The 26,524-nt window shown below is 72.4% G+C and carries 26 protein-coding genes; 11 read left to right on the plus strand and 15 right to left on the minus strand.

Annotated elements, in window-relative coordinates; all coding sequences use genetic code 11:
• The first annotated feature begins 152 nt into the window (after positions 1 to 152).
• Complete coding sequence (locus ACZ3IG_RS11050) at positions 153 to 3,491, plus strand: S8 family peptidase (protein WP_467430949.1); 3,339 nt, start codon at positions 153 to 155, stop codon at positions 3,489 to 3,491.
• 130 nt (positions 3,492 to 3,621) lie between these two features.
• Positions 3,622 to 5,706 (plus strand): NACHT domain-containing protein, encoded by a 2,085-nt coding sequence (locus ACZ3IG_RS11055; RefSeq protein ID WP_467430950.1) that lies wholly within the window; start codon positions 3,622 to 3,624, stop codon positions 5,704 to 5,706.
• 16 nt (positions 5,707 to 5,722) lie between these two features.
• On the opposite strand, the gene ACZ3IG_RS11060 is transcribed toward ACZ3IG_RS11055, so the two are convergent.
• The 3 genes from ACZ3IG_RS11060 to ACZ3IG_RS11070 form a co-directional block, all read right to left on the minus strand.
• Positions 5,723 to 6,877: a hypothetical protein gene (locus tag ACZ3IG_RS11060; RefSeq protein WP_467430951.1), complete on the minus strand. Its 1,155-nt coding sequence runs from the start codon at positions 6,875 to 6,877 to the stop codon at positions 5,723 to 5,725.
• Between the two features lie 64 nt (positions 6,878 to 6,941).
• Positions 6,942 to 7,313: an ATP-binding protein gene (locus ACZ3IG_RS11065; RefSeq protein ID WP_467430953.1), complete on the minus strand. Its 372-nt coding sequence runs from the start codon at positions 7,311 to 7,313 to the stop codon at positions 6,942 to 6,944.
• Positions 7,310 to 7,531, minus strand: a complete 222-nt coding sequence (locus ACZ3IG_RS11070; RefSeq protein WP_467430955.1) for a hypothetical protein — start codon at positions 7,529 to 7,531, stop codon at positions 7,310 to 7,312. The genes ACZ3IG_RS11065 and ACZ3IG_RS11070 overlap by 4 nt, the downstream gene beginning before the upstream one ends.
• 116 nt (positions 7,532 to 7,647) lie before the next feature.
• Here ACZ3IG_RS11070 and ACZ3IG_RS11075 point away from each other — a divergent pair, with 116 nt between their 5' ends.
• The 3 genes from ACZ3IG_RS11075 (at position 7,648) to ACZ3IG_RS11085 (ending at position 10,618) form a co-directional block, all read left to right on the plus strand.
• The gene (locus ACZ3IG_RS11075; RefSeq protein WP_467430957.1) at positions 7,648 to 8,511 is read left to right on the plus strand and encodes a helix-turn-helix domain-containing protein; all 864 of its coding nucleotides are present in this window, start codon (positions 7,648 to 7,650) and stop codon (positions 8,509 to 8,511) included.
• Entirely contained in the window at positions 8,483 to 8,683 is a 201-nt protein-coding gene (locus tag ACZ3IG_RS11080) for a DUF397 domain-containing protein (RefSeq protein ID WP_467430959.1), read from the plus strand. The genes ACZ3IG_RS11075 and ACZ3IG_RS11080 overlap by 29 nt, the downstream gene beginning before the upstream one ends.
• Before the next feature lie 1,083 nt (positions 8,684 to 9,766).
• Entirely contained in the window at positions 9,767 to 10,618 is an 852-nt protein-coding gene (locus ACZ3IG_RS11085; protein WP_467430961.1) for a helix-turn-helix domain-containing protein, read from the plus strand.
• 80 nt (positions 10,619 to 10,698) lie between these two features.
• Here the strand turns inward: ACZ3IG_RS11085 and ACZ3IG_RS11090 are convergent, their stop codons facing one another.
• Entirely contained in the window at positions 10,699 to 11,265 is a 567-nt protein-coding gene (locus ACZ3IG_RS11090; protein WP_467430962.1) for an ester cyclase, read from the minus strand.
• A 134-nt stretch (positions 11,266 to 11,399) separates the two neighbouring features.
• A complete protein-coding gene (locus ACZ3IG_RS11095; protein WP_467430964.1) occupies positions 11,400 to 11,909 on the minus strand; it encodes an MmyB family transcriptional regulator in 510 nt (169 codons plus the stop codon).
• Between ACZ3IG_RS11095 and ACZ3IG_RS11100 the strand changes: the two genes are divergently transcribed.
• A complete protein-coding gene (locus tag ACZ3IG_RS11100) occupies positions 11,899 to 12,411 on the plus strand; it encodes an SDR family NAD(P)-dependent oxidoreductase (protein WP_467430965.1) in 513 nt (170 codons plus the stop codon). The genes ACZ3IG_RS11095 and ACZ3IG_RS11100 overlap by 11 nt on opposite strands.
• Positions 12,412 to 12,456: 45 nt before the next feature.
• Here ACZ3IG_RS11100 and ACZ3IG_RS11105 read toward each other — a convergent pair whose 3' ends face one another.
• Both ACZ3IG_RS11105 and ACZ3IG_RS11110 read right to left on the minus strand, forming a co-directional pair.
• Positions 12,457 to 13,362 carry a DUF5829 family protein gene (locus ACZ3IG_RS11105; protein ID WP_467431661.1) on the minus strand — a complete coding sequence of 302 codons (906 nt, stop codon included), beginning with the start codon at positions 13,360 to 13,362 and terminating at the stop codon, positions 12,457 to 12,459.
• A 56-nt stretch (positions 13,363 to 13,418) separates the two neighbouring features.
• Positions 13,419 to 14,324 carry a helix-turn-helix domain-containing protein gene (locus ACZ3IG_RS11110; protein ID WP_467430966.1) on the minus strand — a complete coding sequence of 302 codons (906 nt, stop codon included), beginning with the start codon at positions 14,322 to 14,324 and terminating at the stop codon, positions 13,419 to 13,421.
• 206 nt (positions 14,325 to 14,530) lie between these two features.
• Here ACZ3IG_RS11110 and ACZ3IG_RS11115 point away from each other — a divergent pair, with 206 nt between their 5' ends.
• A complete protein-coding gene (locus tag ACZ3IG_RS11115; RefSeq protein WP_467430967.1) occupies positions 14,531 to 15,571 on the plus strand; it encodes an NAD(P)-dependent alcohol dehydrogenase in 1,041 nt (346 codons plus the stop codon).
• 61 nt (positions 15,572 to 15,632) lie between these two features.
• On the opposite strand, the gene ACZ3IG_RS11120 is transcribed toward ACZ3IG_RS11115, so the two are convergent.
• The gene (locus tag ACZ3IG_RS11120) at positions 15,633 to 16,277 is read right to left on the minus strand and encodes a GAF domain-containing protein (protein ID WP_467430968.1); all 645 of its coding nucleotides are present in this window, start codon (positions 16,275 to 16,277) and stop codon (positions 15,633 to 15,635) included.
• Between the two features lie 665 nt (positions 16,278 to 16,942).
• On the opposite strand from ACZ3IG_RS11120, the gene msrA reads away from it, so the two are divergent.
• Entirely contained in the window at positions 16,943 to 17,455 is a 513-nt protein-coding gene (msrA, locus tag ACZ3IG_RS11125; protein WP_215164607.1) for a peptide-methionine (S)-S-oxide reductase MsrA, read from the plus strand.
• Between the two features lie 36 nt (positions 17,456 to 17,491).
• Here msrA and ACZ3IG_RS11130 read toward each other — a convergent pair whose 3' ends face one another.
• The 4 genes from ACZ3IG_RS11130 to ACZ3IG_RS11145 all read right to left on the minus strand — a co-directional run bounded on the left by ACZ3IG_RS11130 (position 17,492) and on the right by ACZ3IG_RS11145 (position 21,132).
• Complete coding sequence (locus ACZ3IG_RS11130) at positions 17,492 to 18,508, minus strand: MerR family transcriptional regulator (protein WP_467430971.1); 1,017 nt, start codon at positions 18,506 to 18,508, stop codon at positions 17,492 to 17,494.
• Between the two features lie 3 nt (positions 18,509 to 18,511).
• Positions 18,512 to 19,186 carry a HEAT repeat domain-containing protein gene (locus ACZ3IG_RS11135; protein WP_467430973.1) on the minus strand — a complete coding sequence of 225 codons (675 nt, stop codon included), beginning with the start codon at positions 19,184 to 19,186 and terminating at the stop codon, positions 18,512 to 18,514.
• 148 nt (positions 19,187 to 19,334) lie between these two features.
• Positions 19,335 to 19,928: a DUF4291 domain-containing protein gene (locus ACZ3IG_RS11140; RefSeq protein ID WP_467430974.1), complete on the minus strand. Its 594-nt coding sequence runs from the start codon at positions 19,926 to 19,928 to the stop codon at positions 19,335 to 19,337.
• Between the two features lie 85 nt (positions 19,929 to 20,013).
• Positions 20,014 to 21,132: a hypothetical protein gene (locus tag ACZ3IG_RS11145; RefSeq protein ID WP_467430976.1), complete on the minus strand. Its 1,119-nt coding sequence runs from the start codon at positions 21,130 to 21,132 to the stop codon at positions 20,014 to 20,016.
• 122 nt (positions 21,133 to 21,254) lie between these two features.
• Between ACZ3IG_RS11145 and ACZ3IG_RS11150 the strand changes: the two genes are divergently transcribed.
• Complete coding sequence (locus tag ACZ3IG_RS11150) at positions 21,255 to 22,409, plus strand: cystathionine gamma-synthase (protein ID WP_467430978.1); 1,155 nt, start codon at positions 21,255 to 21,257, stop codon at positions 22,407 to 22,409.
• 4 nt (positions 22,410 to 22,413) lie between these two features.
• Here the strand turns inward: ACZ3IG_RS11150 and ACZ3IG_RS11155 are convergent, their stop codons facing one another.
• The 3 genes from ACZ3IG_RS11155 to ACZ3IG_RS11165 form a co-directional block, all read right to left on the minus strand.
• Positions 22,414 to 22,662 carry a hypothetical protein gene (locus tag ACZ3IG_RS11155; RefSeq protein WP_467430979.1) on the minus strand — a complete coding sequence of 83 codons (249 nt, stop codon included), beginning with the start codon at positions 22,660 to 22,662 and terminating at the stop codon, positions 22,414 to 22,416.
• 58 nt (positions 22,663 to 22,720) lie between these two features.
• Positions 22,721 to 23,233: an RNA polymerase subunit sigma-70 gene (locus ACZ3IG_RS11160; RefSeq protein ID WP_467430981.1), complete on the minus strand. Its 513-nt coding sequence runs from the start codon at positions 23,231 to 23,233 to the stop codon at positions 22,721 to 22,723.
• A 120-nt stretch (positions 23,234 to 23,353) separates the two neighbouring features.
• A complete protein-coding gene (locus tag ACZ3IG_RS11165; RefSeq protein WP_467431663.1) occupies positions 23,354 to 23,860 on the minus strand; it encodes a MarR family winged helix-turn-helix transcriptional regulator in 507 nt (168 codons plus the stop codon).
• A gap of 164 nt (positions 23,861 to 24,024) precedes the next feature.
• Here ACZ3IG_RS11165 and ilvA point away from each other — a divergent pair, with 164 nt between their 5' ends.
• Positions 24,025 to 25,254, plus strand: a complete 1,230-nt coding sequence (gene ilvA / locus ACZ3IG_RS11170; RefSeq protein ID WP_467430983.1) for a threonine ammonia-lyase — start codon at positions 24,025 to 24,027, stop codon at positions 25,252 to 25,254.
• 232 nt (positions 25,255 to 25,486) lie between these two features.
• Positions 25,487 to 26,470: an ATP-binding cassette domain-containing protein gene (locus ACZ3IG_RS11175; RefSeq protein ID WP_467430985.1), complete on the plus strand. Its 984-nt coding sequence runs from the start codon at positions 25,487 to 25,489 to the stop codon at positions 26,468 to 26,470.
• The last annotated feature ends 54 nt before the right edge of the window (positions 26,471 to 26,524 follow it).

The raw sequence follows: 26,524 nt of genomic DNA on the forward strand, positions 1-26,524 counted from the left end.
AGTCCGGCGGTTCTCTCACCTTTCTCTCATCCGATTGAGGCAGATGATCGTCCCCGGCATACTGCGTGCACCGGGGGGTGCGCACTGGCGTACGAGACCACCCCCGGCCGGGTGAACCGCGTGGTTGGCCCGGACATCCGCTAGGGGGAACCTTGCGCAGACAAAAGAACAGAGGGCACGCCGCCACGGTCGCCGTGGCGGCGGCCGTCGCCCTCGCCGCCGGACTGACCACCCCGGCCGGCGCGGCCGGCACCGAGGCGCGGGGGACGGCCGACACGGCCGGCACCGCGCTCACCGCCACCCACCACATCACCCTGATCACCGGCGACCGGGTCGTCGTCGACGCGCGGGGCCGGGTCACCGGCCTCAAGCGGGCCAAGGGCCGCGAGCACATACCCGTGCAGGTCCGCCGCGCCGACGGGCACACCTACGTCGTCCCGGCCGACGCCGCCCGCCTGGTGGCCACCGGCAAGCTCGACCGGCGCCTGTTCGACGTCACCGAGCTGAACAAGGCCACGACCCGCAAGGCCCAGAAGAAGGGCCTGAAGGTCATCGTCGGCTACAAGGGCGCCCCCGCGGCGACCAAGGCCGACGTCCGCGAGGCGGGCACCCTGCGCCGCAGCCTCAAGTCCCTGAATGCCGACGCCGTCCAGACCCCGCAGAAGGACGCTCCCGACCTGTGGAAGGCGGTCACGGACGGCGAGAAGACCGCCTCCGGCATCGCCCACGTCTGGCTGGACGGCGTCCGCAGGGCCAGCCTCGACACCTCCGTTCCGCAGATCGGCGCCCCGCAGGCGTGGGAGGCCGGCTACGACGGCAAGGGCGTCAAGATCGCCGTCCTGGACACCGGCGTCGACGCCACCCACCCCGACCTGAAGAACCAGGTCGTCGCGGCGAAGAACTTCACCGCCGCGGCCGACGCCACCGACAAGTTCGGGCACGGCACCCACGTCGCCTCCATCGCGGCCGGCACCGGTGCCAAGGGCGGCGGGACGTACAAGGGCGTCGCGCCCGGCGCCCAGCTCCTCAACGGCAAGGTGCTCGACGACTCCGGCTACGGCGACGACTCCGGCATCCTGGCCGGCATGGAGTGGGCGGCCGAGCAGGGCGCCGACATCGTCAACCTCAGCCTCGGCGGCGGCGACACCCCCGAGATCGACCCGCTCGAAGCCGAGGTCAACAAGCTCTCCGCGGAGAAGGGCATCCTCTTCGCCATCGCCGCCGGCAACGACGGCGAGTTCGGCGACCAGACGATCGGCTCCCCGGGCAGCGCCGCCGCGGCCCTCACCGTCGGCGCGGTCGACGACAAGGACGCGCTCGCCGAGTTCTCCAGCACCGGCCCCGGCCTCGACGGCCAGATCAAGCCGGACGTCACCGCCCCCGGCGTCGACATCACCGCGGCCTCCGCGTCCGGCAGCGTCATCGCCCAGGAGGAGGGTGAGAACCCCGAGGGGTACGTCACCATCTCCGGTACGTCGATGGCGACCCCGCACGTCGCGGGCGCGGCGGCGATCCTCAAGCAGCAGCACCCGGAGTGGACGAACACCGAGCTGAAGGCGGTCCTCACCGGCTCCGCCAAGGGCAACGGCGCCTACACGCCGTCCCAGCAGGGCACGGGCCGCATCCAGGTCGACAAGGCGATCACCCAGACCGTGATCGCCGAGCAGTCCTCGATCAGCTTCGCGCCGCAGCAGTGGCCGCACGCCGACGACCAGCCGGCCACCGAGAAGCTGACGTACCGCAACCTCGGCACCGAGGACGTCACCCTCAAGCTGACCTCGACGGCCATCGACCCCAAGGGCAAGACGGCCCCGGCCGGCTTCTTCACCCTGGACGCCGACACGGTCACCGTCCCCGCGGGCGGCACCGCCTCCGTCGGCATCACCGCCGACACCCGCCTCGGCGGCACCGTCGACGGCGCGTACTCGGCGTACGTGACGGCGACCGGCGGCGGCCAGAGCGTCCGCACCGCCGCGGCGGTCCAGCGCGAGGTGGAGTCCTACGACGTCACGCTGAAGGCCATCGGCCGGGACGGCAAGCCGTCCGCCAACTACAACATCGACCTGGCCGGCATCTCCGGTCTGGCCGCCGACGAGTTCTACAACCCGTACGAGGCCGACGGCACCGTCACCGTGCGCGTGCCCAAGGGCGGTTACATCCTCAACTCCTCGCTCTACGTCAACGCCGACCCGGAGAAGTACGAGGGCGCCGACTGGCTGGCCCAGCCCAAGCTGAGCATCACCAAGGACACCACGATCACGCTGGACGCGCGTACCGCGAAGCCGGTCGACATCACGGTGCCCGACAAGGCCGCCGAGCCGGTCCTCGGCTCCGCCGACTTCAGCGTGGACACCGCCGACGGCGGTTACAGCTTCGGCTGGTTCCTGGAGTCCTACGCCAACTTCCGCAGCGGACACCTCGGCCCGCAGATCACCGACGGGTCCGTGACCCAGCAGTGGGACGCGCACTGGGCCAAGGGCACCAAGGAGCAGTACGACACCGTCACCGGCGGTGCGGTCAAGAAGCTCGCCACCGGCTTCACCCGGCACTACAAGGCCAGCGAGCTGGCCACGGTGAAGGCGTCCCTGGGGGCCTCGGCCGGCGGCAAGACGGGCGACGTCAGCGCGGTCGGCTGGCTCCCGGCCAGCGGCGGCGGCTCCGGCACCAGCGTCCCGCAGACCCTGCCCGGCGTGCACACCCTGCACCTGTCCACCACGTCGGACGTCCAGTGGGACCTGTCCTTCATGCAGTACGGCGGCACCGACGAAGAGGGCTTCCCGATCCCGGACGCCTTCTACGCGCAGGACCCGGGGCAGATCTACAAGGCGGGCAAGAGCTACTCGACGACGTTCAACACGGCCGTCTTCTCCCCGCGCATCACCTCCGAGTTCGGCGTCTTCCGTGACGGCAACGGCATCAGCGGCCTGATCCCGCTGTTCGCCGACGGCAAGGGCCACGCGGGCTCGTCGGACTTCTCCTCGGTCACCACGACGCTCTACCGCAACGGCACCAAGGTCGGCTCCAACGACGACCCGCTCTTCGGCGAGCAGGAGTTCAGGGTCCCGTCCGGTGACGCGGCGTACAAGCTGACGACGTCGGTGAAGCGTTCCTCCAAGGTCGCCGCGGCGGCCAGCCGGATCGACGCGACCTGGACCTTCCGTTCCAAGAAGACCAGCGAGCGCACCCAGCTGCCCGCCTCCTCGGCCCGCTTCGGCGCGACCGTGACGCTGGACAGCAAGAAGACGGCCGGCCAGAAGGCGGTCATCCCGGTCACGGTGGAGGGCGCCGCCAAGGGCTCCAACCTGAAGTCGCTGGTGGTGTACAGCTCCTACGACACCGGCAAGACCTGGAAGAAGGTCACCGTCACCAAGGGCAAGATCACCGTCAAGAACCCGTCGAAGGGCAAGGGCATCTCCTTCCGCGCCAAGATCACCGACAAGAAGGGCAACACGTCGATGATCTCGCTGTACAACGCCTACTACGGCAAGTGAGCCGTTAGCCCGTAACACCGGGGCCCGCCGCAGTCACCGACTCCGGCGGGCCCTTCCGCGTCGGGGCCCCCGGCGGACGTGGTCGCCAAAAGTCCGCGCGGGCGGCGCGGGAGACGGCGATGATGTCCGCATGCGGTTCGGGGGACGTGGTCATCGGCGTGTCTGGCAGGCGGTGTTCGTCTGCAGCGGAGTCGCACTGGCGGGATGTGCGACATGGACCCTGCGCGCCCTGCTCCGGGGCGGCCTGGAACCGCAGGACACGGCGGGTGTCGTGGGCCTCGTGGTCGCGGTCCTGGCGCTGGTGGTCTCCGTCGCGGGGCTGCGGCGCAGTCCGTGGGAGCCGGTGGACACGCCCCTGCTGGCCGAGGATCTGGCCGCGCGCGTGCGCGAGTCGGAGACGTTCCAGCGCGGACAACTGCTCGGCACCGACCACGTCGCGATCGACCTGCGGTTCGCGGTCCGTGCGCAGGCGCGGTCGGCGGCCGTACCCGGTCCTTCGGGCCCCGTGTCCGGCGGGCGGCTCGCAGAGATCGGCTCGTTCCACACACGCACCCCCTACGGGCGCACAGTGATCACGGGGCCGGCCGGGGCCGGCAAGACCGTGCTGGCGGTGGAACTGGTCCTGGCCCTGCTCGACAGCCGCCGGCCCGACGACCCCGTGCCGGTGCGGCTCGGTCCGGCGGGCTGGGACACGCGGCGCGACTTCGCGGACTGGCTGGCCGAGCGGCTGGTGGAGGAGTACGACCGGCACCCGGCCGTCGCCAGGCTGCTGGTGCGCCAGGGGCGCGTGCTGCCCGTCCTCGACGGGCTGGACGAGATGGACCCGGCCGCCTCCTCCGCCGCCGGGGCGCCGCACGCCCGTGCCGCCCTGCGGGCGCTGAACGGCCGGTTCCAGGGACGTGCCCCGGCCCCCGTCGTCGTCACCTGCCGCACCGAGCGGTACGAGGCGCTGAGCGGCGACGGCACCGGCCTGCGGGACTCGGTCTGGATCGACCTGACCGCCGTCACCGCCGAGCAGGCCCACCGGTACCTGGCGGAGCGTGCCGCGCACGACGGCTGGCGACCCGTCCTCGACGAACTCGCGCGGCACCCTGGGGGCCGCCTGGCCGGGACCCTGTCGACGCCGTGGGCGCTGACGCTGGCCGCCACGGTGTACGCGGAGGGCGGAGATCCGGATCAGTTGCGTACCCGGGCGTCCGACGGCAGCCTGCGGGCCCACCTGCTCGCCGAGTTCCTGCCGGCGTCGGTACGGCTGCACCCGGAGAGCCCCGGCCGCTTCGAGGCGGAGGCCGTTCAGGAGTGGCTGGCCACGCTGGCGCGGCACCTGCGGGCCGTGCCGTCGCAGACCGGTACGGGATCGCGGCGCGGGGCGCCGACGGGCGGGGCCCTCGCCGACCCGAATCCGCCAGCGGCGCCGGACCTGGACATCGTGCCGCACCGGCTGTGGCTGCTGGCCGGCCCCCGGCGGGTGCGCCTGGCCCACCTGGTGGTCTGCACCGTACTGGTCGCCCTGGCCGCGGCCGGGTTCGGGCTCCTGGCCCGGCTGTCCGACGCCGCACCGCCGTTCCTGTTCGTCGCCGGGGCCGCCGCGGTGGTGTGCCTGTGGGGGCTGCCGCAGTGGAGCCGGCCGTGGCCCCCGCCGAGACGGCTCATGTCCTACCGGAGGATGCGTGCCGCCGCCTCGTGGCTCAACGGCGGTCTGGCGCTGCTGGGCAGCGCGGGCGCGGCCGTGGTGTCGATCCTCACCGACATCTACCCGCACCGCCTCGGCCTGGACGTGCTGGCCGCACTCGGCGTCGGGGCGGGGATCGTCATGACGGTGAGCACGTTCCTCCTCGGCAGGGCCACCTCGCTGCCCGTGGACGGAGCGGACCACCCGGTGAGCGACCCGTGGCGGCTCCTGCGCGGCGACCTCGCGGCGGGGCTGGTGGTCGCGCTGGTCTTCGGCCTGATCGTGGGCACGGGGGCCGGCGTCACCATGGGGGTCCTGCCCGGCCTCGCCCTGGGCGTCGTGTCCCTGCTCGCGGTGGTGCTCGTGGCGAACGCGTGGACGCGCTACGTCGTCTCGCTGCTGTGCATGAGACGCCTCCTGCCCTTCAGACTGGGGGAGTTCCTCGACTGGGCCCATCGCGGCGGGCTGTTGCGCGTCTCGGGCAACGCCTACCAGTTCCGCCACCACGAACTGCAGGAGTGGCTCGCCGGCCGGCGGCGTTGACCGGTACCGTTGCGGCTCACGCCTGTTCCTCCTCGGGGGGCGGTTCCAGTTCCTGCTCCGACCGGGGCCGGCCCGAGCGGGCCCGCTCCATGTCCGCCCGCGCGTGGATCAGCAGCGCCACGGCCTTGATGATCGCGGCCGTACTCATGCCGATGGCCGACCCCAGCGCGCCGATGGCGGCGAGCACCTGGGCGGTGTCCGAGGGGCCCAGCCGATCGCCGTGGACGCTGTCCAGCACGGAGCCGCCGGCGAGGTAGGCCACCAGGTACGCCGCGGCGGCGCCGGCGGCCAGCCACACCGCGACCCACGCCTCGGCCCGCCGGCGGTGCGGGTCGTCCGGGGCGGAGCGGGCCGCGGAGGGCGCGCCGCCCGGGCGGCGGGCGGACAGCGACCACCAGGAGACCATGACGACGGAGACCATGACGACGGAGACCATGACGACGGAGACCGAGCCGAGGAGCAGCGCCGCCCAGCTGACCGCACCGGCACTCACGTCCACGCCGGTCACACCGGAGTCAGCCCCGTCGCCGAGCACCGCGGCGCACAGCTGAGCGAGGACGACGGCGCAGAGGAAGGCGATCAGGGCCGCGGCCCGCCGCAACGTCGTGGACCCGCCCCGCTCCTCCCGCACGCTCCCGCCCGCGAGTCCCGCGACGACCTCGGGACGGCGGAACAGCGCGTCGCAGTGGCCCGGTTCGCGGTCCAGGAGGACCAGCACCTTGTAGGAGGCGCCGCGGTCGAGGCGTACCCGGGGCAGCCGGAGGGAATCGTCGCGGGCGTGGAGGGCGGGGGAACCCAGGAAGTGGTCGGCCAGGTGGGGATGGCTGAATTCGGTCGGGGCCATGCCTACGACGCGGCGGCCCGGGAACCTGACCCGGATGCCCACGGAGGCCCCGTCGAGGGCCAGGTAGTCCTGCTCCTCGATCCGCGTCCAGCCGCTGTTCCGGATCCGCAGCAGGACGAACGACGGATCGGCCGGCCGGGCGCCGTGGACGTCCCCGATCTCCCGCAGAGGACCGGCATACGGCTGATGCGCCGCGTCACGCGGATCCATGTCCAACTGCACCTGGTGGCCGAGCCGTTTGCGCTGCCCGACGGCCATGTACAACGCGACGACCACCGGAACGGCCACCCCCAGGAGCCCGAGCATCACCACCCAGGCACCGTCCATGACAACCCCCCAGCCACCTCGGCGCACGGCGACAGCCATGATCCCGTACGGCGGCGCGACCCTGTCAAGGCGCGCGGACCCGGCACACTTCGCACCACACCGTCTTGTGGTCCGGGCCCTGCTCCACGCCCCATCGGGCCGCGACCCCGTCGACGAGGGCGAGTCCGCGTCCGGACTCGCAACCGTCCGACGCGGAACACAGGACCGGCAGGGCGCGCGGGGCGGGGTCGGTGACCTCCACACGGACGCGGCCGGTCCCGGTGTCGTGGACGCGGACGGTCACGGGGGTGCCCTCGCCGAGGTGGTCGATGACGTTCGTGAGCAGTTCGCTCGCGCAGAGCAGGACGTCGTAGGTGTGGTGGCGCAGCAGGCGGCGCAGTTCGGGGACGGCCTTGGGCGTGGCGAGGAGGCGGACGTCGACGGTCACGCGGGTCACGCCGGCGCCGCCGTCCGGAGGGCCGCGGTGAGCGCGCGGGCCGTGGCGGTGTTGCAACTGCCGAGCGCGATCAGCCCCGCGGAGGGCGCGTACGTGCCGGCGAAGGTCAACGGGTCCACGCGGAGGGAGGGGAGTCTGATGCCGTGGAGGGCGAGCGCGGCGCGGAGTTCGTCCACGCAGCGGGTCATGTCGTCTTCCTGGGGGCGGGGCTGGGGCATGGGGCTGCGCCTTTCCGTGTGCGGGCTGTGATGAATCACTCACAGAGTGACGTCGGGCGCCCTACCGTGAAAGGGGTCTCGCGTAGGCGGCACGGAGTGTGGAAGAGGGCAGGCCAATGGCACGGCGCAAGGACATCGACGGCTCGATGAGCGTCCCGACCTTCTACGGCAAGGAGTTGCGGTGGAAGAGGGAGGCGGCGGGGCTGTCGCTGGAGGGGCTCCTCGAAGGGAGCTTCTACGGGAAGTCGTACCTCAGCGACATCGAGCACGGGGAACGGCGGATGCCGATGGATCTGGCTCGGCATGTGGATCGGGTGCTGAAGACGGACAAGTTCTTCGAGCGGCATTGCGAGGATGTGCGGAAGGCGCGGCGGGGGCCGCACGCCGCGTACTTCGAGAAGGTCCTGGAGGCGGAGCAGCACGCCGAGTCCATCGAGGAGTGGTGCCCCAGCACGTTCCCCGGACTACTCCAGACCGCCGCGTACGCGCGGACCCTCGTACGGTCGGCTCACCCGTACGCCTGCGACGAGGAGGTGGAGGAGAAGGTCCAGGCCCGCCTGGCGCGCGCCCGCCTCTTCGAGGACGATCACGCCACCCCGGAGTACTGGACGGTCCTCCACGAGTCCCTGCTCCTGGACCCCATCGTCTCGTCGGAGGAGATGGCCGGACAGCTCGACCGGATCGTGGAGTTGGCCGAGTGGCGCCGGATCACTCCACAGATCGTTCCGCGGAAGTGTGGCGCGTATCCCCTGATGGCGGCCCCTATCAAGGTCATGACCTTCTCCGACGCGCCGCCGCTCCTCTACATCGAAGCGTCGTACAGCGGGGACACCATCGACGATCCGGCCCTCGTGAAGCAGTACCGAAAGGCATACGATCGGCTCAGGGCCGCCGCACTGTCACCGAAGGCGTCCCTGGCCAGGATCAAGGCTGCGGCAGGGGAATACCGAAATGGCGAGCAACCGGATCGACTTGACTGAAGCGCTCTGGACGAAGAGCAGCTACAGCAACGGTGACGGCGGCGACTGCGTCGAGGTTGCCGACGGAGTCGTCGGCCTTGTCCCCGTTCGGGACTCCAAGGTTCCGGACGGGCCGGTGCTGGTGGTTGCCGCTTCTGCGTGGGGGGCCTTCGTCGCCGGGGTGCGGGGCTGAGTGATGCGGGCCGTCAGGAGGTTTGCGTCGCCGCCTGTGGTGAGGGCGCCGCTGGTGACGTAGGCGGTGGTGTCGGTGACGGCGACGGACGTGGTGTTCTGGAGGCCGTCGCTCGCGTCGAGGACGGTGCGGGCGGGGTGGCCCGGGGTGATGAGTACCACCTCGCTGGGGATGTTGAGGGCGGCCAGGAGCTGGTCGCCCCGGCCGGTGAAGGCGAAGTCGTCGACGCTGTCCAGACCCGACGCCTTGAGCTGGGGCCGGCCGGCCCCGCCCGTGGCCGTCAGGGGGATGCGCAGGATCGTCCCGCGGTCGATGTTGGACACCCACACCGCGCCGTTGTGCACCTTCACGCCGTTGGCGCCGAAGAAGCCGGTCGGGGCGAGGGCGGGGCCGTCGGCCCAGACGGTGGCCGGGCCGCCGTGCGGAGGGACCCGCCACACTTTCCCCCGGGTGGAGTCCGTGATGTAGAAGTTCCCCGTGCGGTCGTCCCGGGCGAGCCCGTTGGCGAAGCTCGTCGCGGGGAGAGCCGCGACCCGCGTCGGCTCGCCGCCGCCCGGGGGCAGCTTCCACAGGCCGGTCAGGGCGCCGTCACCGGCGGAGTAGAGGAAGTAGAGAGTGCCGCCCGGGGTGCGCTCGATGCCGGTCACGTTGGCGGTGCCGACGCCCGGGGTGTTCACCCCTCCGTCCGCCGGCAGCGGCATGGTGGCCAGCACCTCGACGCGGCCGTCGAGGGACACGTGCGCGATCTGGCGGGACAGGATGAGGCCGACGTCGGCCGAACCGTCCGGCTCCACGACGACGCTCTCCGCCGCCTGCCCGGAGGGCCGGTCGAAGTGGGCCACGACGCGCGGGTCCGACAGGGGCGGCGCGGCGGCTCCCGCCGGTGCCGGGACCGCGGCGAGTCCCAGGGTCATGCCCGCCAGGGCCAGTCGGACGGCGAGGTGGGTGCGCATGGGTGCGCTCCGATCTGACGCGTTCGCTCGCGCCGAGCATCGATCGCCGCGCGCGGGCCGGCCAGTACCCGGCGTAACCCTGGAACCGCAGTACCACGCTGCGGACGGCCCGGTGGGCGAGACTGGGCCCATGAGCGTGCCGGACAACTCCCTGGGCGAGGCGCTGCGGGCCTGGCGGGACCGCCTGACGACGGACGACGTCGGCCTGCCGGCCACGGGGCGCCGGCGGACGGCGGGACTGCGCCGCGAGGAACTCGCCGCGCTCGCCGGGATCTCCGTCGACTACCTGCTCCGCCTCGAACAGGGCCGGGCCCGGCGCCCGTCCCGCCCGGTGGTCGCCTCGCTCGCCCGCGCGCTGCGGCTGACGGACGACGAGACGTGTCATCTGCACCTGGTCGCGGGGCTTCTCCCGCCGGCACCGGGGCGGATTCCGCAGGAGGTGCCGCCGAGCGTCGACCGGCTGATCAGCCGCTGGGGAGACATTCCGGTGGGCGTGTTCTCGGCCGCCTGGACCCTGCTGTCCTGGACGCGGTCCTGGGCGGCCCTGCTGGGCGACCCGGCGGCCCGGTCGCCGAGGGAACGGAACCTGGTACGGGCGGTCTTCGCCGAACCGGCGACCGGGACCGGCCGCGCCCCGCTCTTCCCCTTCGCCCCCGACGGGGCGGCCCTCGTCGCCGATCTGCGGCTCGCCCGCGCCGCGTACCCGGGGGAGAGGGAACTCGACGAGCTGGTGCGGGAGACCTGGCGGGCCAGCGCCGGCTTCCGGGAGCTGTGGGCCACCGCGACGCTCGGCTCGCGACTCGGCGGCGACCAGCGGAACCGGCACCCGCTCGTCGGGGAGATCGTGCTGGACAGCGACGTGCTGAAGGTGCCGGACCACGACGTGCGGATCATGACGTTCACGGCCGAACCCGGCAGCCCGGACGCGCGGAAGCTGGACCGCCTGCGCTCCGCCGCCGGACAGGGCGCCGGAAAACCGTGAGCACTTCGCCCCGAAGTGCTCACGGTTTTCCGAACCCCTGACCCGGACCGTCCGTCACGGCCCCCAGGCCGGCCGCCCCGTCACTGCCGCAGGTCGGCCGGCACGGTGGTGGACAGCAGGCGCGGATCGGGTTCGCGGGTCATCGACGCCAGGCCCTTCACCGCCTTGGCGAGCTTGAGCAGGTCGCGCGGGTTCTTGAAGTCGAGCGCCTTGAGGAGCTGGCGGAGCATCGAGAGGGTGTCGAAGTAGACCCGCTCGCATATCAGCCGCTCGTCCTCGTCGAAGAGGAAGTACGCGGTCATACGGACCCGGAAGCGACCGCCGGTGGGCGGGATCTTGCCGAGCGGTCCGCGGTGGGTGCCCAGCAGCCAGAACTCGACGATGACGGCGTCCGCGCTGTGCCGCAGCTCGATGATCTCGTGGTCCTGGTCGGGGAAGGCGACGCGGGTCTCGTGGTAGTAGCCGCGGACCGCGGAGTCGCCGTCGTGCACGGTCATGGTCGGGACCAGCTCGTAGTGCGGGTGCGGGAAGGTCGACAGTACGTCGTCCCACGCGTGGACGACCTCGTCGTGGAAGTGGTCCAGGACCAGCTTCTGCCGGGCCTGGAGGACGTCACGGTCGGGGATGTCGAAACGCGTGCGGGTCATCGCTGGTCTCCCTGGGACTGGGGGTCGGGCGGGGCGGGTGAGGTGTCCGCGCGTGAGGTGCAGCTTAGGGGCAACTGCCGCACGGCCGGTCCGCACGCCGGAGGTGCCGCTCCGCCCGCCACCGTCCGCCGTCGCTACTCCGTGCCGAGCGAGCGGGTGGCGCGCAGCGACGCCAGCAGGCGCAGCCGGTCCGCGTCGGGGCCGCCCGGCTCGGCGGTGAACACGAGCAGGAACGGGCCGGGGGAGCCGGGCAGCGGGTACGTGTCCCGGTCCAGGACGAGGTCACCGACCTCGGGGACCCGGAAGGTCTTGGTTCCGCTGACCGGCGTGCGTACGTCGTGCCGGGCCCACAGCCGGCGGAACTCCGCGCTGCGGACGCTCAGTTCGCCGATGATCGCGGTGGCGCGCGGATGGGTGGGGTCGGTGGCGACGGCGGCGCGCATCATGCCGATGTACTCCAGGGCCTGCCGCTCCCAGTCCGGACAGCTCCGTTCGCCGGTCAGCGTGTCGTCGAACATCAGCAGCAGCATGTAGAGCCGGTCGCGCGGACGGTCCCCCGGGCTGCCGAGCAGCGCCTCGGCCATCACGTTCCAGGCGAGCAGGTCGAGGTGCCGGCCGCGCACGACCGCCGGGGTGTCCAGCACCCGCAGCAGCCGCCGGGTGCTGTCCGGTACCCGCTCCGGACCGTGGTCCCCGCGGGCACGGGCCGGCGGGCGGCGCGGGCCAGGCCGAACACCGGCCCGCCCCGCCTACGGCCGCTCCAAGTTCGCCACCACGGTCTTCGGCGTCGAGCTGGACCGCCGGCTGCGCGCGGTCGACGCGCCGGTCGTCAGCGTGCTGGCCCACCCCGGTCTCACCCGCACCAACCTGACCCCGCGGGCGTGGGAGCACCGCGGCCGGCTGGGGCGGCTGATCGCGTCGGCCGGTCCGCTGGCCACCCAGCCGGTGGAGCGGGGCGCGCTGCCGCAGTTGCGCGCGGCGACCGAGCCCGGTGTGCGGGGCGGCCGGTTCTTCGGGCCGGCCGGGCCGTGGGAGACCCGGGGCCGGGTCACCGACGCCCGGCTCAGCCAGGAGGCGGCCGACCCGGCCGTCGGGGCGCGGTTGTGGGCGGTGGCCGAGAAGCTGACCGGCGTCAGCCACCTGTGAACCGGACCGGCCGGCCCGGCGGCACCGGTGACGAACCGGCCGTCGCTACTGTCCGCCGCCCGCGAAACTCCACCCCGCCCGGGCCCCCGGCCCGACCACGAGCGTGGAGTCCCCGATCCGCTCCACGCGCCGCTCGGCCACCGGCCGGTTGAGGGCGAAGCCGAGGGACCGCAGCCCCGCCCGGTCGCGCGCGACGGTGTCCAGCCGGATCGTCGTGGTGCCGTCCTCCGCGACGACGCCACCGCCCGGCACCGCCCGCACCGCGAACCCGCCCGCGCGCAGCAGCGGCACCGTGTCGGCCAGGTCCCCTTGCGTCACCCCGAGGCGGACGGACGTCACGTTCCGCATCAGGTGATCCCGGTAGCCGTCGGAGAGGTACCGCTCCCGGCCGACGTCCCCCGGCCCGCTCGCCGGCTCCGTGTTGCCGCGCGGGTCGGCGAAGTACTCGGGCCGGTACTCCATCCCCCACGCCCCGAAGGCGTCGTACCGCGTGTCGGTGAACACCGCGTCGAACCACGGCACCGGCACCCCGTCCCCGAAGTCACGGGTCTGCTGGAACTCGACCGGCTCGGGGACGCCGTACTCCGGCAGCCGATCGACGACCTTCGCCAGGTCACCGGCGCGCTCGACCGACACCCCGAGCCCGGCGGAGCCCAGCGTGCCGTCCTGGCCGGGCAGGTCGCCCACCCCGAACAGTTCGACGTACGTCTCGCGCCCCATCAGATAACGCCCGGTCCACGTCCGCCCGTCCGCCCCGGTCGTGGTCCGCACCTGGAAGTCGGCGAACTCCCGCAGATACGCCGAACCCTCGATCGCGTCGGCGGTCTCCCGGTCGAGCACCCCGTACGCGTGGTTGAAGTACAGCAACGGCTCCTCGCCCGCCCGCGCCGTCACACCACTCGCGACCACCCCCGTCAGCGTCACGGCGATTATCATGACTGCTCGTAACATTCCGCGAAACGGCATGCGCGCGAGGGTAGTTGAGTCTCGGCCGCCGTGTGCGGCTTTCAGACGCGAGCGGCTGTCTCCGCGCTCCAGCTCGCCAGCAGGCGCAGCGCGTCCGCCGACGGGGAGCCCGGCTCGGCGTGGTACGTGATCAGGGACTGTTCCGCGTCGTCCACCAGGCGGAACGTCTCGAAGGACAGGGTCAGCTCCCCGACCAGCGGATGCCGCAGCCGCTTGACGCCGTGGCTCTTCTCCTTGACGTCGTGCGCGGCCCACAGCCGCCGGAACGTCTCGCTCTTCACCGACAGCTCCCCGACCAGCGAGGCCAGCAGCGGGTCGTCGGTGTGGCAGCCGGCGTCCATCCGGAGGTAGCCGACGATGTCGGACGCCTTCCCGTCCCACTCCACGAACAGCTCGCGGTAGTCCGGCCGCAGGAAGACCAGCCGGGCCCAGTTCCGCTCCCGGGCCGGCATCCGGTCCCAGTCGCCGAAGAGGGCCGAGGCCAGCGGGTTGTAGGCGAGGACGTCGGTGCGCCGGCCGGTGATGTACGCCGGGACCGTGTCGAGCGAGTCCAGCAGCTGCCGCAGCTCCGGCCGCACCTGCTGGGCCCGCACCGCGTGCCTGCCCCGCTGCTGCTTCGGCTTGGCCAGGTGGGTCAGGTGCGCGCGCTCGGCGTCGGTCAGCCGCAGCGCGCGGGCGATGGCCTCCAGGACCTCCGCCGACACGTTCCGCCCGTTGCCCTGCTCCAGGCGGGTGTAGTACGCCACGGACACCCCGGCGAGCTGCGCCAGCTCCTCCCGGCGCAGCCCCGGCACCCGGCGGGCCCGCCCGTACGAGGGCAGCCCGACGTCCTCCGGCTTCAGCCGGGCCCGCCGGGTGCGCAGGAACTCGCTCAGCTCGGCGCGCTGGTCCAGGCCCGGGCCGGCCCCGGGTGCGGGCGAGGGTGCGGTCTCGGGCGGTACGTCCATGCTCTCCAGTATCCCCGTCCGTATTCCTGGACACCGGCGGTCGTACGCACGGAGCCTGATCCTGTCAGTGGTACGCACGGCGGACGTACGCAGAACCGTGGTCTGGGTGGCAGCCGCCGCGGGCGGCACGCTGGGTGACGCGCCCCGGCCGACCGGCCGGCCGGCGCTCCGCAAGACCCCGCTACGAAGATTCCGGAGAACCCGGCATGACCACTGTCGCCGCGTACGCCGCCCCCGCCGCCAAGGCTCCGCTGGAGCGCACCACCATCGAGCGGCGGGACGTCCGCGAGCACGACGTCCTGATCGACATCCAGTACGCCGGTATCTGCCACTCCGACATCCACCAGGCCCGTGAGGGCTGGGGCGAGGCCATCTTCCCGATGGTCCCCGGCCACGAGATCGCCGGTGTCGTCTCGGAGGTCGGCTCCGGTGTGACGAAGTTCAAGGTCGGCGACCGCGTCGGCGTCGGCTGCATGGTCGACTCCTGCCGCGAGTGCGAGAACTGCCGGGCGGGCCAGGAGCAGTACTGCGTCCGTGGCCAGATCGGCACGTACAACGCCATCGGCCACGACGGCGAGCCCACCTACGGCGGCTACTCGCAGAAGATCGTCGTCGACGAGGCGTTCACGGTCCGCATCCCGGACGGCCTGTCCCTCGACGAGGCCGCGCCGCTGCTCTGCGCCGGCATCACCACGTACTCCCCGCTGAAGCGCTTCGGCGCCGGCCCCGGCAAGAAGGTCGCCGTCGTCGGCCTGGGCGGCCTCGGCCACATGGCCGTCAAGATCGCGCACGCCCTCGGCGCCGAGGTGACCGTCCTGTCGCAGTCGCTGCGCAAGAAGGACGACGGTCTCAAGCTGGGCGCCGACCACTACTACGCCACCAGCGACCCGGCGACCTTCACCGAGCTGGCCGGCACCTTCGACCTGATCGTCTCCACGGTCTCGGCGCCCCTGGACTTCGGCGCGTACCTGGGCCTGCTGACGGCGGGGGGCACCCTGGCCAACGTCGGCGCCCCCGAGGAGCCGATCTCGCTGAACCTCTTCTCCCTCATCGGCGGCGGCAAGAACCTGGCCGGCTCGATGATCGGCGGCATCGCCGAGACGCAGGAGATGCTGGACTTCTGCGCCGCGCACGGCATCGGCGCGGAGATCGAGCTGATCGAGGCGAGCCAGATCAACGAGGCCTACGAGCGGGTGCTCGCGAGCGACGTGCGCTACCGCTTCGTGATCGACACGGCGACTATCTGACCGACGCGACGGCAGGACCACCGCTCCCGTGCCGGTTTCCTCTCCGGGGACCGGCCGGGGATCAGCGGGACAGGGCTGCCCCGAGAAGTTCCGCCAGGATTCTCAGCAGTACCTGCTCCGTGGCGCTGAGAGCGCCCGCCTCTTCAGCGTCTATGGACAAACAGCCGTAACTCTGCGTCCCACCCCACACAGTGACTGCCATGAAGGTCTTGAAGTCGGCTCCCGCCGGAAAGGCCACGCCAGGGTCATCCACGTTCTCGATATAGACCGCGCCCCTGCTCTCCGCTATTCCGATGATGGTGTCACTGCCGTCGTTCATCCCCTCTTTGAAGCAGAGATACAGCTTCGCGCTCCTGCCCTTCCAGACGCTGTTGCACCTCAGGACTCGCGGTGGCCCCGGAACGAGTTCCAGCAGGCAGGCGCGCGTACGCGCCGGACCGATCTTTTCCGCGGCCAGATCAACCACCAACTGCTTCATCTGCTGCTGATACGTACTCCGCGTGCTTGCGTTGGGAGCGCTTATCACTTCCCCGAGCAGACTGACGGCCGGCGCCAACAGGTCTTCCAGAACCGTTCGTTCGTCCGCCACAGCCGCCTCGCAGAGGTCTTCGGCCGCCCTTCGCGCGATCCGCTGGCGCGAAACCTCACGCGCCGGAATGAAAACACTTACGGCCATCAAAAGCGCCCCGCCAACTCCGATCAGCACGCGAACAGGAGTTGGCACCTCCTCGGCAAGAACTGCCCCGACGTAAGCCAAAGCTGAGCAACTAGCGGTGATCCCGGTAGCGACATCCCAGCGGCGTATAAATTGCAATGCCGACATGAACGGGAAGCATACAGGCGGTTATTGTTACCATTGATGTGGCTGCATCGCCCGGCAGGGGGCGCATGGGAGCGCTGGGGGGCGTGAAGCGGCGCTTGTTCCGGTAGCCATTGCGCGGCCGCCTATCCTTCGTTTAGATATCGGCAGTTTGCGGTAAGCGATCAGGGGGGCATGTTGTCGAGCCGAGCGGGGGCTAAAATGGAAAGTCCCAAGGTTACTCACGTACCGTCTCGGGATCCGAAGATCGACGAGATCTTGCAAGACACATCGGCATACTTCGCACGCGTCGACGTCACTCGCAAGGTTCAGGCGAAGACGTGGCTGCAGGAAGAGATGGAGCGTTTACTGCGCGAGCGCGCGCCCGCGCGACGCAAGCTCTCTCACGTCCTCAGGGGTCTGTTCAGCTCAAGAATCTGACGTGTGTCCCGGGCGCGGAATCGCGCGGGGCGCTCGTGCGTTGTGACGGGTGGCCGTGGGCGCCCGTGGTGTGTGAGCCGAGGGGCCCGAGTGATTCAGTGACACTGAAGTGACAGAGAGTGGAGGCCGCGATGGCCGCGCAGACGCAGAGGGCCGTGCTGGCGGGCGGATGCTTCTGGGGGATGCAGGACCTGATCCGCAAGCTCCCGGGCGTGACGGCGACCCGGGTCGGCTATACCGGGGGTGACGTGCCGAACGCGACGTACCGCGACCACGGGACGCACGCGGAGGCCATCGAGATCCTCTTCGACCCGGAGCAGACCGACTACCGGGCGCTCCTGGAGTTCTTCTTCCAGATCCACGACCCGAGCACCAAGAACCGCCAGGGCAACGACATCGGCATGAGCTACCGCTCGGCGATCTACTACGTGGACGACGAGCAGAAGCGCATCGCGGAGGACACCATCGCGGACGTGGACGCCTCGGGGCTGTGGCCGGGCAAGGTCGTCACCGAGGTGGAGCCGGTCGGCCCCTTCTGGGAGGCCGAGCCCGAGCACCAGGACTACCTGGAGCGTTACCCCGACGGCTACACCTGTCACTTCCCGCGCCCGGGCTGGCGGCTGCCGGCCCGCGCCGAGGGCTGACGCCGCGGGCTGCGCGGCCCGTCACCGCGTGGCCCGTCACCGCGCGTCGCGCAGCCGCAGGAGGTACGTCGCGGTGAGCGAGACCGCGCGGTCCGGGTCGGACGACAGTTGCACGAGGGCGCGGGAGGCCGTGGGCCCCGGGATGTCCGCCAGCGCCTGGGTCAGCCGCACCCGGGCGGGCGCGGTGGAGGCGCCGTGGGCGAGGCGGTCGGCCAGCGCGGTGGCGATCCGCTCCGCCGTCGCCGCGTCGTCCGCCAGCACACTCAGCGCGTCGGCCGCGTCGGTGTCGTTCCTGCCGTCCGCGATCATGTCGACGAGTGTGGGGACGGTGTCCGCCGACCCCCGCGTCCCGAGCGCCAGGGCGGCCTGGCCGTGGACCACGGGATCGGGGTGGGCGAGGGCCTCCCGCAGCCGCGCGGCGGCCCGGTCGCCGGGCAGCGCGGCGAGGGAGCGGACGGCCCGTTCCCGCACCGCCGCCACCGGTGAGCCGAGGGCGTCGGCCAGCAGCGCCGCACCGCCGTCGTCGCTGCCGTCGCCCGACCGTGCCAGCGCCCAGCGCAGGGCTCCGGCGACGTTCGGGTCCGTCTCGCTCAGTACCGCCTCGACCAGGGCCTCCACCGGCACCGGAACCTCGTCGCCCGAGGACAGGGCCGCGCGCTGACGGTCGACGGCGCTCTTCGAACCCAGCGCCTGGAGGACCGCGACGACCTGGAGGACGTCCTCCCAGCCGGCGGGCTCCGCGGCGTCGATCCGGCGCAGCCGCGTCAGCAGCTCGGTCTCGGCCGCGATGCGCCGGCGCGTCTGCCGGATGAGGTCGTCGACGAGCGCCGAGGGCGTGAAGCCGGAATCGTCGAGCGCCCGCCCGATCTCGCGCAGCGACAGCCCCAGCGACCGCAGGCTCTCGATGTGGAAGATCCGCCGGATGTCCTCGCCGGAGTACTCCCGGTAACCGGAGCCCGTCCGTCCCGAGGGCCGCAGCAGGCCCAGCGACTCGTAATGCCTGAGCATGCGGGCGCTGACCCCGGACCGCCGCGCCACCTCACCGATCAACACGCCCTATCGTCCCTCCTGACGGCCGGCCCCGCCGAGGGCCACGACGCGCTTCGCCTCCTCGATCGCGAACTCGAACCCCGCGTCCGGGTCGCGCAGCAGCCGTTCCGTGGCCAGCGCGTGCGCCCGCGCGTCCCGGTCGGAGCCAACGGCCACGGCGCGCAGTACCGGCGTCGCCGCCTCCCCCAGTGCCACCAGCGCCCGGCTCAGACTGAGCTGCGTCTCCCGCCCGCCCCGCCCGAGCTGCGTCGCCAGCACCGCGGCCAGCTCCGGCTCCTCATCCTCCGGCACCAGCAGGACCGCGGTCCGCCAGGCACTGCGCGCCACCTCGTCGTCGGCGTCGGTCAGCAGTTCCCGGGTGATCGCCGGCCACGCCCGCCGGTCCCCGATCTTGGACAGTGTGTGCAACGCCTGACTCCGCGCCCGCGCCCGCTCGGAGCGGACCTCGCGGAGCAGCGCGGGGAGCGTCAAGGAGACCGGGTGCCGGGTGAGCGCCCAGGTCAGCATGTCCCGGACGAAGAACTCGGGCTCGACCGCGCAGCGCTCGACGAGCGCGTCGACGTACCGCGGATCCGGCACCGTACCGACGGCCAGAGCCGCGCTCAGGCGCACGGAGGAGCGGTCGTCCGCCAGCGCCCGGAGGGCGCGCGGCGGCTCCGTCTCCGGTTCTTCCATGGCCATCGTGAACGCCTCCTCGGCAAGCGGTGACAGGTGACAGCAGTGAACGCCCTGTCACGGTGTCAAGGTCAAGGAACCCGCTGCCGATGGGCCGCGACGTGGCCGCGACTCGTCGAACAGTCCCCCCGTCCCCGACCGAGCGCGGCCGCGGTCATGGGCGCAGGTGGGCCATCAGTTCGTCCGCGACGGGGTAGGCCCGCTCTTCCGGCAGCAACCGGGCCGCGGCGTCCGGGGCGCCGCCGCTCACGCGTGCGTGGATCTCGTGGGCGAGCGGAGTCACGTCGCGGATGGAGACCGTCCACTCGTCCGCGTACCGCCGGACAGCCTCGCCGGAGAGCCCGAGCTGCAGCGACCGGTAGGGCAGGGGCTGGAGGCGCAGATCGCGCTCAGGGTCCCACTGGACGCGCGCCGGCGCCCGCTTCACCTCACGCTGCCAGGCGTCGCGGTCGGGGTGCAGTCCGCGTACGTGGCTCGACAGGCACGCGTTGCGCAGCGCCCACTCGAAGCCGTCACGCGTGATCTCGACGGCGAGCACGGTCTCCTGCCCGGGCTTCGTGGCCCAGCCGCAGCGGTACATCATCCACAGGAACGACGGCTTGATCCACGTCATGCGGTCGCGCTTCCACGCGCTGGGGAATCGGCCCTGGTCAGTCGCAGGCCGGCCGATCTCGGGCGCGTACGCCTGGTAGACGGTGATCGTGGATGCCGTGTAGAGGGCACGGATCCCGCGGTGCGGTTCTTCCATGGAGCACAGCGTGCGGCCGGCGGATCTCCGTCCGCCATCGATTTACGCGATGCGGCGGCCGCCACCGGCAGCAGCCCCGACGGGATCAGTGCGGCAGCGTCGCCGGGCTGCCCCCGTTGGCCTCGTAGCCCGCCACCGCCAGGGCCCGGTAGACCGCGAACTCGGCCGCCGGGTCGGCGGACAGGGTCCAGGGGAGGGCGCCGACGTGGCCGTCTATGTGGACCAGCTGGTTCATGGCCTCGGCCCAGCGCTCGCCGCGGACCAGGAAGAAGAGCAGCAGATGGCGGACGTGCGCCGACATCGGGTCGTCGGGGCGGGCGCCGTGGACCGCGTGCAGGGCGCCGTGGACCGCCTTGGTGACGACCTCGCTCTGGTGGAAACCGCTGACCAGGTTGACCTCGGGCAGGTGCTCGAACACCGCGAACAGCGGCATCGCGGCGAGCAGGGAGCCCCTGGGCGCGCGGGCCGCCGCGGCCTCGGCGAAGGAGTAGGCCAGCTCCCGGGAGCCGTGCCACTTCTCGCACCAGTAGTGCAGCGCGGCCAGGTGCGCCCCCATGTGCGCCGGCGCGCGGTCGAGGATCTTCAGCCAGAGCTGCTCGAACTCCGCGCGCTCGTAGCCCAGGCCGCGGGCCACCGACAGCTCGATGATGTACGGCACCGGATCGCCGGGGGCCAGCAGCGCCGCGTCGCCGCACGCCGCCCGCGCCTCCTCCATGATGATCCGGAACTCGTCCGTGCCCGGCGTCGACGTCCGCCACGCCTGCTGCACCAGGAACTCGGCGTGCACCGCCGCGCCGCCCGCTTCCTTGGGGTTCTCCGCCCGCCACACCCGCAGCCACTGGCCGCCCGGCGTGTCCGTGACCCCGCCGGGCCGCTGCTGCAGCTCCAGCGCCGCCGCGCCCGCGAACGCCTGCACCCGCTGCCAGCGCCGCTCGCCCTCCGCCTCCGTACCGGCGAGGAGCTGCAGCGCCGCGCGGTAGTCCCGGGTGCGCTGCACCAGGTCCAGGACGTCGATCAGGTCCTGGTCGGGGCCGGGCATCCGGATGTCCAGCTCCTCCTCCAGGACGAAGCCGTAGTGCGCGGGGTCCGCGGCGTCCGGATGACCGGGCGGCACCTGCTCGATCATGCCGCGCCGGCGCCGGAAGACGGGGAGCAGCACGAAGCCGATCATGACCAGCGCCAGCAGGACCCAGAGAATCTCCATGCCTCAAGCGAACCAGACCGCGCCGACAATTGGCCAACCTGCCCCCGAGCCTGTGGAAAACCCGCCCGGCCGTACGTCCTCGCGCACGTCGTGGACGCTCGCGGCGCACTACGCTCAGCCCCATGAGCGACAGGCATTTCAGTCAGCACTTCGAGACCCTCGCGATCCACGCGGGCAACACCGCCGACCCCCTGACGGGCGCGGTCGTCCCGCCGATCTACCAGGTCTCCACCTACAAGCAGGACGGCGTCGGCGGCCTGCGCGGCGGCTACGAGTACAGCCGCAGCGCCAATCCGACCCGGACCGCGCTGGAGGAGAACCTCGCCGCTCTGGAGGGCGGCCGCCGCGGCCTCGCCTTCGCCTCCGGACTGGCCGCCGAGGACTGCCTGCTGCGTACGCTGCTGCGCCCCGGCGACCACGTGGTCATCCCCGACGACGCCTACGGCGGCACCTTCCGGCTCTTCGCCAAGGTCGCCACCGCCTGGGGCGTGGAGTGGTCGGTGGCCGACAGCTCCGACCCCGCCGCCGTACGGGCCGCGCTCACCCCGAAGACCAAGGCCGTCTGGGTGGAGACGCCCTCCAACCCGCTGCTCGGCATCACCGACATCGCCGCCGTCGCCCAGGTGGCCCGGGACGCCGGGGCCAGGCTCGTCGTCGACAACACCTTCGCCACGCCCTACCTCCAGCAGCCCCTCGCCCTCGGCGCGGACGTCGTCGTGCACTCCCTCACCAAGTACATGGGCGGCCACTCGGACGTCGTCGGCGGCGCGCTGGTCGTCAGCGACCCCGAACTGGGCGAGGAGCTGGCGTTCCACCAGAACGCGATGGGCGCGGTCGCCGGGCCCTTCGACTCCTGGCTGGTGCTGCGCGGCGCCAAGACGCTCGCGGTGCGCATGGACCGGCACAGCGAGAACGCCGGCAAGGTCGCCGACCTGCTCACCCGGCACGCGCGCGTGACGAGCGTCCTGTACCCGGGGCTGCCGGACCACCCCGGGCACGAGGTGGCCGCCAAGCAGATGCGGGCGTTCGGCGGGATGGTCTCGTTCCGGGTGGAGGGCGGCGAGGAGGCGGCCGTCGAGGTCTGCAACCGCGCGAAGGTGTTCACGCTGGGCGAGTCCCTGGGCGGCGTCGAGTCGCTGATCGAGCACCCGGGACGGATGACGCACGCCTCGGCGGCCGGTTCCGCCCTGGAGGTCCCGGCCGACCTGGTGCGGCTGTCGGTGGGCATCGAGAACGCCGACGACCTGCTGGAGGACCTCCAGCAGGCCCTGGGCTGACCGGTCACCAGCCCATCGGCGGAGGCGTCGTCCCGGACGGCGGGGCCACCCACGGGCGGGCGGTCAGCGCCCAGACGGTGAAGGCCACGGCGGCGGTGAGGAGCAGCAGCCACAGCAGGCGGCGGGCGGCGGTCCGGCGGCGCAGCGCGCGGTCGCCGAGCCGGACGGCGTCGGCGTACAGGCCGGGCGGTAGCCGGGGCGGCGACTGCTCCATGATCCGCCGTACCGCCGCCTCCCGCTCGGGCCGGTTCACGGCCGCCTCCGTCCGCCGCAGGCGGCCCTGGCCAGGACTCGCCCTACGCGCGCGTGGCTCATGACGTCGCCCGCGCGCGGGGCCGTCCGGGCGCCGCCGGCCGGGCCGGCCGTGCCGGTGCGTGCAGCAGGGTCGCCGTGGCCCGGTCGCAGACCGCGCGGACCCGGTCCCGGTCCAGGCCCAGCAGGGCCGCGGCCTGCTCCTCGGCGACGCCCTCGTACAGCCGCAGGACCAGGACCAGGCGCTCCAGCGGACTCAGCGCGGCCAGCGGACCGGCCGGCCGCGTCCGGGCGCGTCCGGGGAGGCGGTGGCGGTGCCAGGCCTCGCGGGCGAAGCGGGTGGCGAGGTACTGGCGGGCGAGGTCGTACGGGTCCTCGCCGCGCAGCCGGTCCCAGCGGGCGTAGGTGTGGGCGAGGGAGAGCGTCAGGAGGCGCCGGGCGTGCCGATTGTCGTCCGGGGCCTCGGCCGTGAACAGGGTGGCGGCATGCAGCAGCCGCCCCGCCGCGCCCGCGACGAACGCCTCGAACTCCCGGGCCCGGCGGGCACCCCGCGCCGCATGCCGTTCGCGCACCGCGCCCTCCCGCCTGCGGGCGACCCCGCCGGTCTCATCTGAGGACAGCGGCGGCCCGGCGGTCAAGGGCCGGGAGCGCATCAGCCGTACGCGGCCGTGCGCGGCCGTACCGGGCGGTGCTCAGGAGACCGGCGGGGTCTCCGCGCCGCCGCTCCCCTGGGGGGCCATACGGGCGGACAGGGCGCTGTTGAAGCGCGTGAGGAGCGCGCAGAACGTCTCGCGCTCCTCCGGTGCCCAGTCCTGGGTGAGTTCGGCCATCAGTTGACGGCGGGAGGAACGCACCTCGTCCAGCCGGGACACCCCGCGCTGGGAGAGCTGGAGCACGACCGCGCGGCCGTCCTCGGGGTGCGACGTGCGCTTGACGAGGCCGGTGTCGACGAGCGGGGCGACCTGCCGGGTGACCGTCGAGGAGTCGATCCCCATGCTCGCGGCGAGCGCCTTGACGCCCATCGGGCCTTCCTTGTCGAGGCGGTTGAGCAGCAGGTACGCGGCGCGGTCCATGGTGTTGCGCACCTGCCCGACGCCACCGAGCCGGGTCTGCTCGGCACGACGGGCGAACACCGCGACCTCGTGCTGCAACGTGTCGAGGAGACCGGGGTCACCGGCGGTCGTCATGTCCATCGACATTTCAGGTGTTGTGGGCATGGCCGGAGGCTCACTTCGTGAAGGGCTGCTGGGTTGGGGGACAGGGTACGCGGCCCGGGCCCGGGGCGTGGGGGCGCTGCGCAAAGCCGGTCTCGGACGGTGGTCACGACGACGGGCGCGGCCCGTGAACTGCGATGCTGGATGTCATGAGCTACAGCACGGCTGACCTCTCGCGCCCCGTCACCCTCGACGATGTGCGCGGGGCCCGGAAGATGCTCTCGGGCGTGGCGCGGATGACGGCGATGGAAGGGAGCAGGCACCTGTCCCAGCTGGTCGGCGCGCCCGTGCACTTCAAGTGCGAGAACCTCCAGCGGACCGGCTCCTTCAAACTGCGCGGCGCCTACGTGCGGATCGCCGGCCTGCTGCCGGAGCAGCGGGCCGCCGGTGTGGTCGCCGCCAGCGCCGGGAACCACGCGCAGGGCGTGGCCCTCGCCTCGTCGCTGCTGGGCGTGGCCTCGACCGTGTTCATGCCGAAGGGCGCCCCGCTGCCCAAGATCAGCGCCACCCAGGAGTACGGCGCCGAGGTGCGCCTGCACGGCCAGGTCGTCGACGAGACGCTGGCCGCCGCCCAGGAGTACGCGCGGGAGACGGGGGCGGTGTTCATCCACCCCTTCGACCACCCCGACGTCATCGCGGGCCAGGGCACGGTCGGTCTGGAGATCCTGGAGCAGTGCCCCGAGGTCCGCACGATCGTGGTGGGCGTCGGTGGCGGCGGGCTGGCGGCCGGGATCGCGGTCGCGGTGAAGGAGGTGCGGCCCGACGTGCGGATCGTGGGCGTGCAGGCCGAGGGCGCGGCGGCGTACCCGCCGTCGCTGGCGGCCGGGCGTCCGGTCTCCCTCGCCCAGCCGGTGACGATGGCCGACGGCATCCGGGTGGGGCGGCCCGGCGACGTGCCGTTCGGGATCGTCGGGGACCTGGTGGACGAGGTGCGCACGGTCACCGAGGACCAGCTGTCGGCGGCGCTGCTGCTGTGTCTGGAGCGGGCCAAGCTGGTGGTGGAACCGGCCGGGGCGAGCCCGGTCGCGGCGCTGCTGGCCGAGCCGGGGTCGTTCGAGGGCCCGGTCGTGGCGGTGCTGTCCGGGGGCAATGTCGATCCGGTGCTGATGCAGGGCGTGCTGCGGCACGGCATGGCGGCGCAGGGCCGCTACCTGGCGGTACGGCTGCGGCTGACGGACCGGCCGGGCGCCCTCGCCACGCTGCTGGGGGTGTTGTCAGTGGTCGATGCCAATGTTCTGGACGTCAGCCATGTGCGGACCGATCCGCGGCTCGGGCTCACGGAGGCGGAGGTCGAACTGCATCTGGAGACGAAGGGTCCCGAGCACTGCGTCGAGGTCGGCCAGGCGCTGCGCGACGCGGGCTACACGGTCATGCGGTAGGGCCGCCCGGCCCGGCCACGCACCGGCCACCCGTTCGGGTGAGCCCATTGTAAGACGCGATACATCGCGATAATGTGAAGCGTGTGCCGCCGTACTCGCGGCACGCGGTCCCGCGGCGACGCACGCGCGGAAGCGCAAGAAGCCATGCATGAAGAAAAGCGGGACCAGAACGGCAAATCTAGGCTTTCCGCAGAATCCCGACGACAGAATCCCCGACGACGTGGAGACTCATATGCCTGGCGCCATCTACGCCGAGGGTCTGGTGAAGACCTTCGGCACTGTAAGGGCTCTGGACGGCGTCGACCTCGATGTCCCCGAGGGTACGGTCCTGGGCCTGCTCGGGCCGAACGGCGCGGGGAAGACCACCGCCGTCCGCTGCCTGACGACCCTGCTGCGCCCGGACCGCGGCAGGGCGGTCGTGGCCGGCCTCGACGTGCTGAAGCAGCCCGACGCCGTACGTCGCTCCATCGGCCTGTCCGGCCAGTTCGCGGCGGTGGACGAATACCTGACCGGCCGGGAGAACCTCCAGATGGTCGGCCGGCTCTACCAGATGCGCGCCAAGGAAGCGAAGCGCCGCGCGACCGAGCTGCTGGAGCAGTTCCACCTCTCCGACGCCGCCGACCGGACCACCAAGACCTACTCCGGCGGCATGCGCCGCCGGCTCGACCTCGCCGCCGCCCTCGTCGTCTCGCCGCCCGTGATGTTCATGGACGAGCCGACCACCGGCCTCGACCCCCGCAACCGCCAGCAACTGTGGGAGGTCATCAAGCAGTTGGTCTCCGGCGGTACGACGCTGCTGCTCACCACCCAGTATCTGGAGGAGGCCGACCACCTCGCCCACGACATCGCGGTGGTGGACCACGGCCGGGTGATCGCCCAGGGCACCTCCGACCAGCTGAAGGCACGGACCGGCGGCGAGCGCGTCGAGGTCGTGGTGCACGAGCGCGAGCACCTCCCGGCCGCCTCGGAGGTGCTGCGCGGCTTCGGCAAGGGCGACACCACGGTCGAGGACCACATGCGCAAGCTCACCGTCCCCGTCACCGGCGGCGCGAAGCTGCTCTCCGAGATCATCCGCGAGCTGGACACCCGCGGCATAGAGATCGACGACATCGGCCTGCGCCGCCCCACCTTGGACGATGTCTTCCTCTCCCTCACCGGTCACGTGGCCGAGTCCGGGGGAGCCGGCCAGGAGAGCGAAGAGGAGACCGCCCGGTGAGCGCCGTCACCGACACCGTCCGCACGCGCCCGAGCCGAGGGAAGGGGTGCCCCG

Source organism: Streptomyces sp. NPDC016677, assembly GCF_055562815.1.

Excerpts from the sequence above, each read along its gene's own strand:
- ACZ3IG_RS11070 (WP_467430955.1), bottom strand. The coding sequence starts at position 7,531 with ATGCCCCAGCCCCGCCCCCAGGAAGACGACATGACCCGCTGCGTGGAC.
- ACZ3IG_RS11135 (WP_467430973.1), bottom strand. The coding sequence starts at position 19,186 with ATGGCCATGGAAGAACCGGAGACGGAGCCGCCGCGCGCCCTCCGGGCG.
- ACZ3IG_RS11145 (WP_467430976.1), bottom strand. The coding sequence starts at position 21,132 with ATGGAGATTCTCTGGGTCCTGCTGGCGCTGGTCATGATCGGCTTCGTG.
- ACZ3IG_RS11085 (WP_467430961.1), top strand. The coding sequence starts at position 9,767 with ATGAGCGTGCCGGACAACTCCCTGGGCGAGGCGCTGCGGGCCTGGCGG.
- ACZ3IG_RS11110 (WP_467430966.1), bottom strand. The coding sequence starts at position 14,324 with ATGGACGTACCGCCCGAGACCGCACCCTCGCCCGCACCCGGGGCCGGC.
- ACZ3IG_RS11150 (WP_467430978.1), top strand. The coding sequence starts at position 21,255 with ATGAGCGACAGGCATTTCAGTCAGCACTTCGAGACCCTCGCGATCCAC.
- ACZ3IG_RS11140 (WP_467430974.1), bottom strand. The coding sequence starts at position 19,928 with ATGGAAGAACCGCACCGCGGGATCCGTGCCCTCTACACGGCATCCACG.
- ACZ3IG_RS11060 (WP_467430951.1), bottom strand. The coding sequence starts at position 6,877 with ATGGACGGTGCCTGGGTGGTGATGCTCGGGCTCCTGGGGGTGGCCGTT.
- ACZ3IG_RS11055 (WP_467430950.1), top strand. The coding sequence starts at position 3,622 with ATGCGGTTCGGGGGACGTGGTCATCGGCGTGTCTGGCAGGCGGTGTTC.
- ACZ3IG_RS11115 (WP_467430967.1), top strand. The coding sequence starts at position 14,531 with ATGACCACTGTCGCCGCGTACGCCGCCCCCGCCGCCAAGGCTCCGCTG.
- ACZ3IG_RS11165 (WP_467431663.1), bottom strand. The coding sequence starts at position 23,860 with ATGTCGATGGACATGACGACCGCCGGTGACCCCGGTCTCCTCGACACG.
- ACZ3IG_RS11075 (WP_467430957.1), top strand. The coding sequence starts at position 7,648 with ATGGCACGGCGCAAGGACATCGACGGCTCGATGAGCGTCCCGACCTTC.
- ACZ3IG_RS11105 (WP_467431661.1), bottom strand. The coding sequence starts at position 13,362 with ATGTTACGAGCAGTCATGATAATCGCCGTGACGCTGACGGGGGTGGTC.
- ACZ3IG_RS11175 (WP_467430985.1), top strand. The coding sequence starts at position 25,487 with ATGCCTGGCGCCATCTACGCCGAGGGTCTGGTGAAGACCTTCGGCACT.
- ilvA (WP_467430983.1), top strand. The coding sequence starts at position 24,025 with ATGAGCTACAGCACGGCTGACCTCTCGCGCCCCGTCACCCTCGACGAT.
- ACZ3IG_RS11080 (WP_467430959.1), top strand. The coding sequence starts at position 8,483 with ATGGCGAGCAACCGGATCGACTTGACTGAAGCGCTCTGGACGAAGAGC.
- msrA (WP_215164607.1), top strand. The coding sequence starts at position 16,943 with ATGGCCGCGCAGACGCAGAGGGCCGTGCTGGCGGGCGGATGCTTCTGG.
- ACZ3IG_RS11090 (WP_467430962.1), bottom strand. The coding sequence starts at position 11,265 with ATGACCCGCACGCGTTTCGACATCCCCGACCGTGACGTCCTCCAGGCC.